We start from the raw sequence: 13,803 nt of genomic DNA, 5'->3' as shown, positions 1-13,803 counted from the left end.
AATTGTCGCAAGCACCCAAATGGCCTGAACATTTGGCGAACTAAGCTACTCGGCCCGCGCCAACTCCCGTGCCAGGAACGGAGCGGTTCGGCTGCCAGACTTTCGGGCCACCTGCTGAGGGGAACCCGCCACCACGATGCTGCCGCCGGCAGCGCCCGCGCCTGGCCCTACGTCGATCACCCAGTCGGCTTGGGCCACCGCACGCATGTCGTGCTCGATCATCACTACGGTATTGCCGGCATCGACCAGGCGCTGCAACTGCACCAGCAGCCGGTCGGCATCCGAGGCGTGCAGCCCGGTGGTCGGCTCGTCGAGCACGTACAGGCTTCGGCCGCGCTGGCTGCGTTGAAGCTCGGTCGCCAGCTTGATGCGCTGCGCCTCGCCACCGGAAAGCTCGGTGGCCGGTTGCCCCAGGCGCAGATAGCCCAGTCCGATGTCGCGCAGCAGTTGCAGGGGCCTTGCCACCGCGCCTTCACCCGCGAAGAATTCGCTGGCCTCGTCCACGGTCATCTGCAGCACCTCGGCGATGTTGCGCCCGTTCCACTGCACCTTCAGCGTGGCCTCGTTGTAGCGCGCGCCATGGCAGGTCGGGCACGGCGCGTACACGCTGGGCATGAACAGCAGTTCCACGCTAACGAAACCCTCGCCCTCGCAAGTCTCGCAGCGCCCCTTGGCGACGTTGAACGAGAACCGTCCGGCATCATAGCGGCGGCGTCGAGCATCGGGTGTGGCGGCGAACAGCTTGCGCACATGGTCGAACAGACCCGTGTAGGTAGCCAGGTTCGACCGCGGCGTGCGCCCGATCGGCTTCTGGTCCACCTGCACCAGGCGCTGTATGGCGTCCACGTCGCCCGCCAGATGGCCGCCGGTCGCTTCGACCACTGCCGGCCCTTCGCTGGTGGCGCTTTCGGCGGCATCGTCTTCAGGCTCGTGGCCCAGGTGCAGCAGCACCAATTCCGGCAGGGCCTGCGCGATGAGGCTGGATTTGCCGGAGCCAGAGATGCCGGTAACGGCTGTCAGCACGCCCAGCGGAATGCGCGCATCCACGCCATACAGGTTATGGCGGTGGATGCCCTGCAGCTCCAACCAGCCGGTCGCTTCGCGTGCTCGGCTTCCGGGTGCGGGAATTTCGTCGAACAGGTAACGTGCAGTACGCGATTCGGCAATCTTGCGCAGGCCATCCGGCTCGCCGCTGTATAGCACGCGGCCGCCACGCTCCCCGGCATCCGGCCCGACATCCACGAGCCATTGCGCGCGGCGCATCAGGTCCAGGTCGTGCTCCACCACAAACACCGAGTTGCCCGCGTCGCGCAGCCGGTCGAGCGCATCGTACAGGGCCTGGCTGTCGGAGGGATGCAGGCCCGCCGAGGGTTCGTCGAGTACGTACACGACGCCGAACAGCAGGGAACTTAATTGCGTGGCCAACCGCAAGCGTTGCAACTCGCCGGCCGAAAGCGTCGGCGTGGCCCGGTCCAGCGTCAGGTAGCCCAGGCCTAGCTCGCGCAGTTGGCGCAGGCGCGCCATCACGCCTCCAGCCAGGCGCTGTGCGGCGAGGCGCTTTTCTTCCGACAGCGCGGAGGTATGGCGCACGTCGGGCGATACCGCATGGACCGCATGGTCGGTGGCAGCGCGTTCGGCACGCTCGCGCCGGGTCGCTTCCTTGTCCGTAGCCGCACCCGCTGCATGGGCGCGGAAATCGCCCTGTGCGATGGGTTCGAGCAATGCCGCCAAGTGGTCCAGCGGCATCTGCATAAACGCGCCGATGTCCACCCCAGCGAAGGTGACCGACAGCGCTTCGGGCTTGAGCCTCTTGCCGTGGCAGCTAGGGCACCGTTTGCCCTCCATGAACCGGGATACGCGCTTTCTCATCAGCGCGCTCTGGGTATTGGCGAAGGTGTGCAACACATACCGCCGGGCGCCGGTGAAGGTGCCCATGTAGCTCGGCTCCATCTTGCGTTTGAGCGCAGAGCGGGTTTCGGCAGGCGTGAAACCGGCGTACACCGGCACCGTTGGTGTTTCCTCGGTGAACAGAATCCAGTCGCGATCCTTTTTCGGCAGATCCTTCCACGGCCGGTCAACGTCGTAGCCCATGCTGACCAGGATGTCGCGCAGGTTCTGGCCCTGCCAGGCGGGCGGCCAGGAAGCAATCGCCCGCTCACGGATGCTCAGGGAGGGGTCGGGCACCATGAGCGCCTCGGTCACCTCGTACACATGACCCAAGCCGTGGCAGGCCGGGCACGCCCCCTGCGGCGTGTTCGGCGAAAAATCCTCGGCGTACAGCATCGGCTGGTTGGCGGGATAGGCGCCGGCGCGCGAATACATCATCCGCACCAGGCTGGACAGGGTGGTCACACTGCCCACGGAGGAACGCGCATTGCTGGACCCCCGCTGCTGCTGCAGCGCCACCGCTGGTGGCAGGCCGTCGATCGCATCTACGTCCGGCACGCCCGCCTGGTCGATCAGGCGCCGTGCATAGGGGGCCACCGACTCAAAGTAGCGTCGCTGCGCCTCGGCATAGATGGTGCCGAAGGCCAGCGAGGACTTCCCGGAGCCGGAGACACCCGAGAACACCACCAGCGCATTCCGCGGGATGGAGACGTCCACCTCTTTGAGGTTGTTCTCGCGCGCACCGCGCACTTCCACCATGCCGCTGGCCGCAGCGGTACAAGAGGATTCACCGAAAGAATTGTTTGGCATGTTGTTCTCCTCTGTTCAAACGGACGGCGCAGCTATCGCGCGCCAGGACGGCAGCTCGTCAGGAAGATTTCTCTTCCGCCGCCGTGTCGCTGTGGGCGTGTCTTATCCTGCGGACGATCCACCAGATCGTCAGCATCACCGCAGGTACCAGAACCGCCATCACCTGCGCCACGCTGTCGTGAACGAGCGGAATGCCCTTGAGCAGGTAGCCGAGAAGACTCACGACGTAATAAGAAATTGCCGCGACCGACAGGCCTTCGACGGTTTGCTGAAGGCGCAATTGCAACTTGGCCCGGTTGTTCATCGAAGCCAGCAGATCGCGGTTCTGGCGTTCAAGTTCGACGTCGATCCACGAACGCAGCAACGCGATGGCTCGGGTCAGTTTGTCGGAGAGCTTGGCCTGGCGCTCCTTTACGGATTGGCACTCCCGCATGGCTGGAGCGATGCGACGCTGCAGGAAATCCGCCCAGGTGCTGTATCCGGATACGGCCACTTCTGAAAGCGCAGCCAGCCTTTCCTCGACGATCTCGTAGTAGGCACGGCTGGCGCCGAAGCGATAGAGATTTGCCGCGACGCCAGCTTCCAGTTCGGCGGCCAGACCTGTCAATTCGGAAAGCAGCACGTCGCTATCGCGGCGTTCTACCAAATTCGTACACATCTCGTCAGTGATCGCAGCAAGGCGCGACTCCATGTGTCGCAGCTCCGACGTCATCGATCGCGTCAACGGCAGAGACAGCAACGCCAAGGTACGGTACGTCTCGATCTCCAATAGAAGTTGAGCCAGCGCACCTGCCCGCGCCGGGGTCAAATCACGAGCAAGGATGAGGATCTGCGTCAGGCCATCCTCATCCTGTCGGAAGTCGGTCAAGATGGCGGCAGAGCCGTTCTCTACCAACGAGTAGCACAGGCTGGCAGGATCGAAGCGATCAGCCTCCTTCTCCGTTTCTGGTATCCACGGAAGAAGTCTCAAGCGGATGCCGGATATGACCGGGCCCGGAGGAACAAATCCATGTTTGAAGGGATTTTCTCCGCAAGGCTCTCCCGTCTTGGAATCCAGCGAAGCGCACCAGAGATACGTAGAGAACTCGGTGTACTTTTCACAGTGAAGGTCTCCCTCATCCCATGTCATGCCGTGTAGCGGCGTAGCGTGGTCGGGCTCGGCAACGCCGAAGCGATGAGACAACTCGCTCATCGCCATCTGATCCCCGGTCTGGTCACCTTCGGTCATGAAAGCGAGCTGCAATATACCGCGCGGGGCCTCAAGCAACAGATGCGGGCGCGCATGCACTTCACCCACGGCTGCAGCACGATCGGCGTAAGCCGGCATGCCGTACACGGTGGCGGTTGGGGTGGGTTGTACGGTCGTCGTATTGATATTGGCCGGCTCTTTCATAACGACCTCATTTCTCATTGGTTGAAAAGCACGCTTCAAAACAAATGCCCGCAGCCATGTGTTTCGCACATGGCTACGGGCCGATCTTCATGAGCAGGCACCGCGTTACACAGTCCGTCAAATAGGATCGCCGTATATCAGAGGCTTGTGCTTACCCTGTCAAAACGCCCTCATTTACAGCGAATCAGTTACGTTGCTCACCGCTTTTCACTCCAGATAAGCGGGGCCTGACGCCGAAGAGACAGGCCCTCAACTCATTAGAATTCCTGTACGGTTGGGCGCAGAACGATCTCGTTAATATCCACGTCAGCAGACTGCTCAATTGCGAAGGCAATAGCTCGAGCGACCGATTCGGCGGGAATTGCATGCTTGTAGAAGTCCACCACGAAATCGCGGCTCTGTTGGTGGGTGCTGCCGAATTTCAGTTCGGAGTCCACGGCGCCCGGTTCGATAGTCGTGGTGCGGATGCTGCCACCGACTTCGTGACGCAGTCCTTCGGAGATAGCCCGCACAGCAAACTTGGTGCCGCTGTACACGGTGCCACCTGGGCTGAACACCTTCAGGCCTGCAACCGATGCGATGTTGATGAAGTGACCACTGTTTTGTTTCTGGAAGACTGGTAATGTAGCCGCGACTCCGTACAGCAGACCCTTGATGTTGATATCGATCATGCGATCCCACTCGTCAGTGCGAGTATCGCTGAGCGGTGCAATCGCCATCAGTCCGGCATTGTTGATCAGTACATCAATGCGACCGTAGGTGTCCACGGCACCTTGAATGAGCGTTTTGACCTCTTCCTGAGAGGTGACATCGGTCTGATACGCGATGGCCTGTCCACCTGCATTGGTCAGCTCAGCCACCAATGCGTCGAGTTTATCTTTGCGACGTGCAGCCAGCACTACGCGAGCGCCAAGCGCAGCAAGGTGGCGTGCAGTAGCCTCACCCAAGCCGCTGCTGGCACCGGTGATAACGACAACTTTTCCAGAAATGTTATTGCTCATGCTAAGAACCTCATCGGTGGGTTTATACTTCGCCATGGTTGGTTAACCTGACAGTGAACAAACTTTAGACCCATAATTGATCTCAATAAATGAAAATAATTGGATTATGCTATTCCTGAAAATGGAATAAATGGGAGGGGCAACATGCTTAACCGCATGGAGATGGTCAGGATTTTTTGCACAGCAGCAGAGGCAGGTAGCTTCCGCGAAGCGGCAACTCGATTAGGCATCTCCCCACAAGGGGTGACTCGAGCCATTCAAGCCCTGGAAGCTGAGCTTGGCGAATCACTGTTCCACCGCAATACCCGCCAGGTGAGCATCACTGCTTTCGGTCAGGATTACGCCAAAGATGCCAGGTCAGCTCTGGATCATTTCGATACGCTATTCCGTTCGCACAGGACGAAGCCTGAGCTGTCAGGTAGGGTGGGAATTACGGCGCCACATACTATTGGCAGGCGCTTCCTAATACCGTTTCTTCAGCCCCTGGCCGCTGCACATCCTGACCTGCAATTCGATCTCCGCTTGGAAGATCAGATGACTGATGCTGTTGAAGCGCATATCGATATTGGTATCAGGGTGGGGGTTATTCGCGACCGGCGCTACGTTGCACGTGCCTTAGCTCCCGTGCCGCTTTACGTTGTCGCGTCCCCGTCTCTCATAGGCCAAAAGACACCACCTGAATCTTTGGATGCCTTAGCTAAGCTGCCACTTTCAGTCCTGATCGACCGGAAAAATGGCCGCCCTTGGCCTTGGCTATTTGCCGACGGGCAAACGTTCACGCCTAGGCAGCCAGCGCTTATCTGTGATGATCCAGATACGGAATTGGAAGCCATCCTGGCAGGCATGTGTTTTGGCCAAATTCCTGCCTATCTGGCTGAGCCTCATCTGCGGTCAGGAAAGCTGGTTGCTGTTTTGGCTGATCTCGCTCCAGCGCCATGGGATCTGTTCATATACCGCCCGCAGCAGGGTCCTGTATCGAAGCGGGTGCGATTGGTGTACGACCACCTTAAGCAGGCTTTCTCAAACCCCAAGCTATTTCCCCAGGGCCTGGGGAAATAGCCAGAGACTCATAGACAACCCTGGTGCGAAGCACGGCGCGGGCACAGCTGATCCAGAAGTGAGCTGCAAGGGCGTGGAAATATGCATACGTGCCGGAAAATGATAGCGACATATTGACATATTCAGATATTGCAAATAATATTAACCCATAACCCGTGCGAGAAACCTTAGGAGGTACCCCCATGAAAGGTTCCAGCCCCCTTTGGTGGCGATAAGAAATCTGACCTAGGACGGGAAACGCGCAACTCAATACTGGAAGCCTATAGGCAAAAGAAGAACATCGGCGTCAGCCTCAACGAAGCACCGCTCGGGCTCTTCAGAGCTCGTTGATCCATGTTTTTTTGACTTACAGAATCGAATATTTTAGATATGCGGGTAAATGAAATGACACACTCAGAACTTTTTAAAACCACTCAGCTGGGCCCATACACCCTCAAGAACCGTATCGTTCTGCCGCCACTGACGCGTTCGCGCAGCTCCCAACCCGGCAATATTGCGAACGACCTAATGGCCACCTATTACCGTCAGCGCAGCGGTGCTGGCTTCATGGTGACCGAGGGCACACAGATCGAACCCCGAGGACAGGGTTATGCCTGGACACCCGGCATTCATAGCCCGGAACAGATACAAGGCTGGCGTAAGGTCACCGACGCTGTTCACGCCGAAGGAGGGGTGATCTTTGCTCAACTTTGGCATGTGGGCCGCGTGTCGCACACATCGCTGCAACCCGGTGGTGAAGCGCCCGTCGCGCCATCAGCCATCCGCGCGGACAACGTCAAGGTGTTCATCGAAACTGGCCCCGGCACGGGTACACTGGCCGACCCTTCGACCCCACGAGCCCTGTCCACCAAGGAGGTAAAGGAACTGGTTGAGCTCTACGCCCAAGCAGCCCGAAATGCTTTGGACGCAGGTTTTGACGGGGTGGAGCTTCACTGCGCGAATGGGTACCTGGTAAACCAGTTCATTTCGGCGCATACCAACCAGCGTGATGATGAATATGGCGGTTCGCTGCAGAACCGTCTTCGCTTCCTGCGCGAAATCACCCTCGCCGTTGCTGGTGTCGTCGGCAAGGAGCGCGTTGGCGTTCGCTTCGCCCCGCTGTTCGCGACCACAGACGAAGACCGCGTCTACCTTGGTCTGGTCGAAGAAGATCCTCACCAAACCTACATCGAGGCAGTGAAGATCCTCGAGGAAGTGGGCATTGCCTACCTGTCGCTCGCCGAAGCCGATTGGGAAAACGCACCCGAGCTGCCTGAGACGTTCCGGGAAGCTGTTCGTAAGACCTTCAGCGGCAAGATTATCTATGCCGGCAAGTACACCGCTGAACGAGGAAATCGCGTGATAAAAGCTGGCTGGGGCGACCTGATCGCTTTTGGCCGCCCCTTCATTGCGAACCCCGACCTGCCCGCTCGTATCGCCAACAACTGGCCGCTTAACCCAGTTGATCCAAGCAGCATGTACGGCGGTACCGATAAGGGCTACACCGACTACCCGACTTACAAATCCTAAACGCTCAGAGCCACGCCCCATAACTCAGGGGCGTGGCTCAGCGTTTGCTGACCGAGGAAGTTAAGCATGTACCAACCGAGCACGATCCCCTACCAAGAGCATAGGGGATTCAAACGAACCTTCAGGCAGGGTCATCTAAGCCTTGGGCTGTTCTTTCCCCTGGAGGCTTTCGAAGGTGATACACCGAGCATGCTAGATCAGGTCGCGCTGGCCAAACGTGCAGAGGCACTTGGTTTTTCGGCGCTCTGGTTTCGCGACGTCCCACTCAGGGACCCAAGCTTCGGCGATGTCGGCCAGGTTTTCGACCCTTGGGTGTATCTGGGCTACATGGCAGCCCATACAACAAAAATCGCACTAGGCACCGCCTCCATCGCCCTTACTTTGCGTAATCCCTTGCACACGGCAAAGGCCGCAGCGAGCATTGATCAGTTGAGCGGAGGTCGCTTGCTCCTGGGAGTAGCCTCTGGCGATCGTCCCGTGGAGTTTCCCGCATTCAGCGTTGATCCAGAAAAGCGCGGCGAGACCTTTCAAGAAAACCTCAATGTGATACGCCAAGCCCATCGAACACACTTCGAGCCCATTCGCTGGAGTCACGGCGAGTTACTGGGGGCCGATCTCGTTCCCAAACCTACGACTCGGGAAATACCGCTATTCGTAACCGGACACAGCCGCCAGCCGCTCGATTGGATCGCGCGTGAAAGCCATGGATGGATCAACTATCCACGCCCGCCAAAAATGCAGCGACTCATCGTGGAAGATTGGCGACAGGAAACGGTTAAACAATGTGGCGCTATCTACAAGCCGTTCTTGCAATCGCTGTATATCGACCTGGACGAAAACCCATCCACGCCGCCGACGCCTATCCATCTAGGATTCCGACTGGGACGTAACCACCTTCTGGCCTTGCTGGATACACTTCAGGAAATCGGTGTAGATCACGTCATCCTGAACCTCAAGTATGGTAAACGCCCCGCAGCAGAGGTTATCGAGGAACTTGGCAAACATATCGTCCCGCAATTCGGCGCACAGGTGCCCGATAGTCCTACCTGACAGGACAATAGGATTCCAGTCCAAACCAGCCCGTCATTGCGACGGGCTGGCGCGCAGAGATCATGGCGAAGCCTTCCAATTTGATGCGCGAATCAGGAAGATATCCAGATATCGAAAGAATAGGTATAAAAATTCATGACTATTGACGTCAACGAAGCCCTGAAAGCATTGGCGAACCCGATGCGCTTTACTATCCTTAATTGGCTCAAGGAGCCCAGGACAGCCTTTCCCGAGCAGGAAGTCGACCCAGAAACGGTAGGCGTGTGCGTCAGTATCATCCAAGAGCGCACGGGCCTCTCGCAGTCAACAACATCGCTTTATCTCGCAGCTCTACAGCGCGCGCAATTGGTGACATCGCAGCGGATCGGCCCCTGGACCTACTACAAACGCCACGATGAGAATATCGATGCCTTCTTCAAGGCGCTGCAAGAAAGAATCTAGGTATGCAGACCCAGGAAGTCATGGTGCATTCTTCAGCCCTCATCAGGAGGATGCGCCATGGCTACAGGTCTTCATACTTTGACAGCCGCCAAGTAATACGCCGTCGTAGGCCATTATTTAGCGCCAACCAATGACTAAATTTTTGGTAACTATTCAGGTGGCTGCGGATGGCATGTCGCCAACCACCTGATTTTTTTGGCATAGTGTGCCTGATCCTTCGGCACGTCTATGCGGTGACATGACCATCAGCGATATCAACGTCGACGAGGCCCTGGAACGGGTCCGGCAGCAGCTCAAGGAAGACCACACGGTCTCGCCTTCCTTGCGTGCTGCCATCGACGTGCTGATGCTGCTGGTCAAGCTGATGGCCGACCGACTGGCCACCAGCAGCCGCAACAGCAGCAAGCCGCCGTCACAAGACCCCAACCGCCAACGCCGTTCCCGGGCCAAGGGCGAGCGTCGCCCTGGCGGGCAACCGGGTCACGAAGGCAAGACGCTGGCGCCGGTCACCGATCCCGACGAGATCGTGTCGTTGCGCGTCGATCGCCGCACCTTGCCCAAAGGGCGCACCTATCGCTCGGTCGGCATCGAAACGCGCCAGGTGCAAGACATCGTGATCCAGGCCGTCGTCACCGAGTATCGCGCCGAGGTGCTGGAGGACGATCTCGGGCGGCGCCATGTGGCGCCGTTTCCCGACGGCGTGACCCGCCCGATCCAGTATGGCCCACGTCTCAAGGCGCATGTCGTCTATCTCTCGCAGTATCAGTTGCTGCCCTATGCCCGCATCCAGGCGCTGCTGGCCTCACAGTGCGATCTATCGCTGAGCACCGGCACGCTGTTCGCCTTCAATCAAGAGGCCTATCAGCGCGCCGAGGCGTTTGCCGAGTGGGCGATCCCGGCGCTGAGGCAAGCCGCGACCGTGCATGCCGACGAGACCGGGATGCAGGTCGGCGGCAAGCGCTACTGGCTGCACAGCGCCTCGAATGACGCCCTGACCTACTTGGCGCCTCACGCCAAGCGAGGTCAGGAGGCCATGGATGCCATCGGCATCCTGCCCTATGTCCAGGGGGTGCTGGTGCATGATCACTGGAAGCCTTACTACCGCTACGCGGATTGCCGCCACGCACTTTGCAACGCCCATCACCTGCGTGAATTGACTGCGGCCTGGGAAAATGACCACCAAAAGTGGGCCAAGGCGCTGCATGATCTGCTGCTGGAGATGCATCAGGCCGTTGACGCTGCCGGTGGCACGCTCTCGCCCGAAGAGGCGCAACGCTGGCGAGTCCGCTATCGGCAGTGCCTGACAGAGGGTGAGACCGAGTGTCCGCCACCGATCCCACCACCACCGGGAAAGCGCGGTCGTGCCAAACGTACCAAGGCACGTAACCTGCTCGAACGTCTCCAGGCGTACGAGGACGACGTGCTGCGTTTCCTCGACGACCCCGCCGCGCCCTTCACCAATAACCAAGGGGAGCGTGACCTGCGGATGACCAAGGTCCAGCAGAAGATTTCAGGCTGTTTCCGCTCCTGGGAAGGTGCCGAGATCTTCTGCCGGATGCGCAGCTTCCTCTCGACGGCGGTCAAGCAGGGCCTGGCAGCGCACACCGCACTGGAACAGTTGTTTGCCGGTGAAGTGCCCGAATTCATGCGTCGGGACGGCCTGGATCAGGCAGCGTGACCTGAATAGTTACAATTTTTGTTACCTTTCGAGTGCCCGGATACTTTCCGGATGTACGTCGAGGCCCATTGATAAACGAGGTATCTATATGGCACGCATTGTCAGAATTCATGAATACGGTGACGCCAGCGTTCTGAAGCTGGAGGATCTGGAAGTATCGGCACCAGCAGCAAACGAGGTGCAGATTAGTGTTAACCCGCCTCATTCACGAGGGTGCTGATTGAGCGGTCTGAAGGTACTGACTGGTGGCATCGCTTATCAGGATCGGCTTCTTCAGCGCGAATAGCTGTTGAGTAATGCCAAAACGCTGAAATTTCCCCGCTTCCTTATAGCTCTTTGGAATCAATGGCGACCGTCCAAGCAGCCGTGATCGCCGCCCGCCGCTCCGGTCGCTCGCTTTCTGATGCTGTGGTGGTCTCGCAGAAGCGTCAGCTCAGTGCGGTCAGCTTCGGCAGCCCCTTCAGCAGCGTCGGCCACCACTTGTCGGCGGCGGCACCCAGATGAACGGTGATTCGCCGAGCGTGCAGTCTCAGCGTGGCGGCGACCTTCAGCACCTGCTCGCGCATCCGGCTGAGGCTCCAGCCTTGCCGGGTCTGCCGCTCCAGCAGGCAGCGCAGGCCATGCAGGACCTGGTAGGCGTAGAGGCTGAGCAGCAGGCTCACCTCGTTGCGTGCCATCACGTCCTGAACGGTGGAGGCGCCGCGATCGGTCGACGAGAGGTGCACGTCGAGCGCCGACTTCACCTCGCCCATGTGCGCCTCGGCGCTGCCGCGCTTGCGGTAGAGCGCCAGGACCTTCTCCGGCGGCCAGTCGAACTTGCCGAGGTTGGTGACCAGGAAGAAGGCATGCAGCAGCAGGTCATCGGGGCGTTCCTGCACCACCAGCACCACGCGACGCGGTGCCGACCAAGAGCCCGCTTGATACTCCAGATCGTGGCACCACTCGCGAGGCTGCTCGGGTGGCCGGCCGGGTGGCCGCTTCAGGTGCGGTGCCGCCAGTTTCTGCAGGCCGGAGTGACTGCGCAGTCGGCCCAGGTACTCGATGTCGCACTCTTCCAGGGCCTCCAGCGTCGCGTTGTCGGTGAAACCGGCGTCGATGCGCACCCGAACCTGGGCGCCGGTGCTCTCGTTGAGTCGCCGCACCAGATGCGGGATCCAGGTGTCGGCGTTCTCGGCCGGGCCGGCGTTGCCCTCGCGCAGCAGGCCGCCCACCATGTCGCCGGTTTCTGCCAGCGAGGCGACCAGCGGTGAATAGATCCGCGCGCCGTACAGGCCATGATAGGCCGAGCCGCCCTGGTGGCCGTGGACCTCGATCGGCAGGCCGTCGATGTCCAGCGTCAGCTGCTTGGGGCGCTCGCCGTTCTTCAGCGCGGTCAGGCGCCAGATCACCAGTCGCAGCAGGCCTTCGTGCACGGCATCGATATTGTCGCAGCGCCCGAGGCAGGTCAGCAGCCGCGACAGCGTGGCTTGAGAGGGCCGGTCCTGGGCCAGGGGCGTTGTCCCGCGCGCATCGCTGCAGGCCAGCTGCCAGAGCGGATCACGGCGCAGCGTGTCGGTATCGCTGAGGTCGATCCAGCCCATCGCACGCTGCAGCACCAGGGTACGCAACTGGCTGGCCAGCGAATGAAGGATGCGCAGCGGGTGGCGTCGATCGACCAGATTGTCTTCCAGCGCCTCAATCACGCCGCTGTTGTCGAGGGCCTCACGCAACAGCAGAGCGCCGCTGTCGCTGGTAGTGCGCTGGCCGCTCAGCTCAACACGGACAGCGCCGTTGCATGAGGGCGTCCAGGTGGATAGGCTTTCACCCATAGCGGATGGCTCTCTTGGTTCAGATTCTTGGCGGAACACACTGAATTTTCAAGAGAATACCATCCGCTATCTTCGTTTTCGGGCCGGCCTCATGAATAAGCCGGGGTTAAAGCTATTGGCTTGAACCGAGCCGAAGTGATGTTCCGCAATCACGCATACCTACAAGAAGCGGAGTTCCCCAGCCGCTTAGGCTACGAGGCCGCAGGCATCGTAACGGCAGTTGGGAGCGACGTAACCGAGATCACTATTGGTGACTCGGTCGCTCTGATCCCACCTTTGGATATTGCTCGCTGGGGCACCTACGGCGAGTTGGCCAATGTACCAGCCCACCTGGTGGTAAAGAGCCCTGAGAACTTGTCCTTTGAAGAGGCTGCGGCGTCTTGGATGCAGTACGTCACCGCCTGGGGAGCATTGATTGAACAGGCGAAGCTACGGCAGGGCGATTTTGTCATCGTTACCGCCGCGTCAAGCAGTGTTGGCTTGGCCGCCTTCCAAATAGCTCGAATGGTCGGCGCCACATCGATTGCGATCACTCGAACTCAGGCGAAGAAGCAAGCCCTGCTTGATGCAGGCGCTGCGCATGTCATCGTCAGCGATGAAGAGGATGTCGTCGAGCGTGTTATGACGATAACTGCCGGTCAAGGCGCTCGCGTTGTATTCGATCCTGTAGGCGGGCCGTCCTTCGAACCTCTCACGCAGAGCATGGCGCGGGGCGGAATTTTGCTGGTGTACGGCGCACTCAGCTCTGAAGCGACACCATTCCCACTGTTTACCGTGCTGGGCAAAAGCCTGACTTTGAAGGGTTATCTCTACGCAGAGATTGTGGCCGACCCTGAAGCCCTGGAGAGAGCGAAGGCTTTTATTCTGCAAGGTTTGAAGTCCGGTGCGTTGCGCCCGATCATCGCAAAGACATTCGCACTTAGCGACATCCAGGATGCCCATCGTTTCCTTGAAGCCAATCAGCAGATCGGCAAGATCGTGGTAACTGTCTGACCAGCAATTATGGGGCTGAGAGCGTAATCCTTCGGCCCCGACTCAAGCCAGCCCTGATGACCGCTATTGGCCGACTCTGTTGAAAAAGTAGCTGCTCCCCCATGCTGTCGGCAGAATTGCTCTGTCAGCTAGCGCGGGGACGGTGAGCCGCCGCATCGTCAGGGCACAGCGTTG

10 protein-coding genes are annotated in these 13,803 nt (G+C 59.6%); 6 read left to right on the top strand and 4 right to left on the bottom strand.

What is annotated here, in order from left to right:
• Positions 1-45 precede the first annotated feature (45 nt).
• The 3 genes from ACWHY3_RS14470 to ACWHY3_RS14460 all read right to left on the bottom strand — a co-directional run bounded on the left by ACWHY3_RS14470 (position 46) and on the right by ACWHY3_RS14460 (position 5,091).
• Positions 46-2,697, bottom strand: coding sequence for an excinuclease ABC subunit UvrA (locus tag ACWHY3_RS14470; RefSeq protein WP_448126853.1), 2,652 nt, complete (start codon positions 2,695-2,697; stop codon positions 46-48).
• Between the two features lie 58 nt (positions 2,698-2,755).
• Positions 2,756-4,090: a DUF3422 family protein gene (locus tag ACWHY3_RS14465; RefSeq protein WP_448126852.1), complete on the bottom strand. Its 1,335-nt coding sequence runs from the start codon at positions 4,088-4,090 to the stop codon at positions 2,756-2,758.
• A gap of 257 nt (positions 4,091-4,347) precedes the next feature.
• Positions 4,348-5,091, bottom strand: coding sequence for an SDR family oxidoreductase (locus ACWHY3_RS14460; RefSeq protein ID WP_448126851.1), 744 nt, complete (start codon positions 5,089-5,091; stop codon positions 4,348-4,350).
• 144 nt (positions 5,092-5,235) lie between these two features.
• On the opposite strand from ACWHY3_RS14460, the gene ACWHY3_RS14455 reads away from it, so the two are divergent.
• The 5 genes from ACWHY3_RS14455 to tnpC all read left to right on the top strand — a co-directional run bounded on the left by ACWHY3_RS14455 (position 5,236) and on the right by tnpC (position 10,828).
• Positions 5,236-6,150, top strand: coding sequence for a LysR family transcriptional regulator (locus ACWHY3_RS14455; RefSeq protein ID WP_448126850.1), 915 nt, complete (start codon positions 5,236-5,238; stop codon positions 6,148-6,150).
• A gap of 384 nt (positions 6,151-6,534) precedes the next feature.
• A complete protein-coding gene (locus tag ACWHY3_RS14450; RefSeq protein WP_015275826.1) occupies positions 6,535-7,659 on the top strand; it encodes an alkene reductase in 1,125 nt (374 codons plus the stop codon).
• A 66-nt stretch (positions 7,660-7,725) separates the two neighbouring features.
• Complete coding sequence (locus ACWHY3_RS14445; protein ID WP_448126849.1) at positions 7,726-8,709, top strand: LLM class oxidoreductase; 984 nt, start codon at positions 7,726-7,728, stop codon at positions 8,707-8,709.
• 135 nt (positions 8,710-8,844) lie between these two features.
• Positions 8,845-9,150 (top strand): ArsR/SmtB family transcription factor, encoded by a 306-nt coding sequence (locus ACWHY3_RS14440; RefSeq protein WP_339807494.1) that lies wholly within the window; start codon positions 8,845-8,847, stop codon positions 9,148-9,150.
• 238 nt (positions 9,151-9,388) lie between these two features.
• A complete protein-coding gene (gene tnpC, locus ACWHY3_RS14435; RefSeq protein ID WP_023004967.1) occupies positions 9,389-10,828 on the top strand; it encodes an IS66 family transposase in 1,440 nt (479 codons plus the stop codon).
• A gap of 428 nt (positions 10,829-11,256) precedes the next feature.
• Here the strand turns inward: tnpC and ACWHY3_RS14430 are convergent, their stop codons facing one another.
• The gene (locus ACWHY3_RS14430) at positions 11,257-12,636 is read right to left on the bottom strand and encodes an IS1380 family transposase (protein WP_399590022.1); all 1,380 of its coding nucleotides are present in this window, start codon (positions 12,634-12,636) and stop codon (positions 11,257-11,259) included.
• A gap of 114 nt (positions 12,637-12,750) precedes the next feature.
• Between ACWHY3_RS14430 and ACWHY3_RS14425 the strand changes: the two genes are divergently transcribed.
• Complete coding sequence (locus ACWHY3_RS14425; protein WP_448128168.1) at positions 12,751-13,629, top strand: zinc-dependent alcohol dehydrogenase family protein; 879 nt, start codon at positions 12,751-12,753, stop codon at positions 13,627-13,629.
• Positions 13,630-13,803 lie beyond the last annotated feature (174 nt).

The sequence above is a fragment of the Salinicola sp. NYA28a genome (assembly GCF_976982775.1).
This window is presented reverse-complemented; position numbering and strand designations above follow the sequence as displayed.

Bases quoted from the DNA above. Each gene is read 5' to 3' on its own strand.
- ACWHY3_RS14450 (WP_015275826.1), top strand. From the start codon at position 6,535: ATGACACACTCAGAACTTTTTAAAACCACTCAGCTGGGCCCATACACC.
- ACWHY3_RS14445 (WP_448126849.1), top strand. From the start codon at position 7,726: ATGTACCAACCGAGCACGATCCCCTACCAAGAGCATAGGGGATTCAAA.
- ACWHY3_RS14430 (WP_399590022.1), bottom strand. From the start codon at position 12,636: ATGGGTGAAAGCCTATCCACCTGGACGCCCTCATGCAACGGCGCTGTC.
- tnpC (WP_023004967.1), top strand. From the start codon at position 9,389: ATGACCATCAGCGATATCAACGTCGACGAGGCCCTGGAACGGGTCCGG.
- ACWHY3_RS14455 (WP_448126850.1), top strand. From the start codon at position 5,236: ATGCTTAACCGCATGGAGATGGTCAGGATTTTTTGCACAGCAGCAGAG.
- ACWHY3_RS14460 (WP_448126851.1), bottom strand. From the start codon at position 5,091: ATGAGCAATAACATTTCTGGAAAAGTTGTCGTTATCACCGGTGCCAGC.
- ACWHY3_RS14470 (WP_448126853.1), bottom strand. From the start codon at position 2,697: ATGCCAAACAATTCTTTCGGTGAATCCTCTTGTACCGCTGCGGCCAGC.
- ACWHY3_RS14440 (WP_339807494.1), top strand. From the start codon at position 8,845: ATGACTATTGACGTCAACGAAGCCCTGAAAGCATTGGCGAACCCGATG.
- ACWHY3_RS14465 (WP_448126852.1), bottom strand. From the start codon at position 4,090: ATGAAAGAGCCGGCCAATATCAATACGACGACCGTACAACCCACCCCA.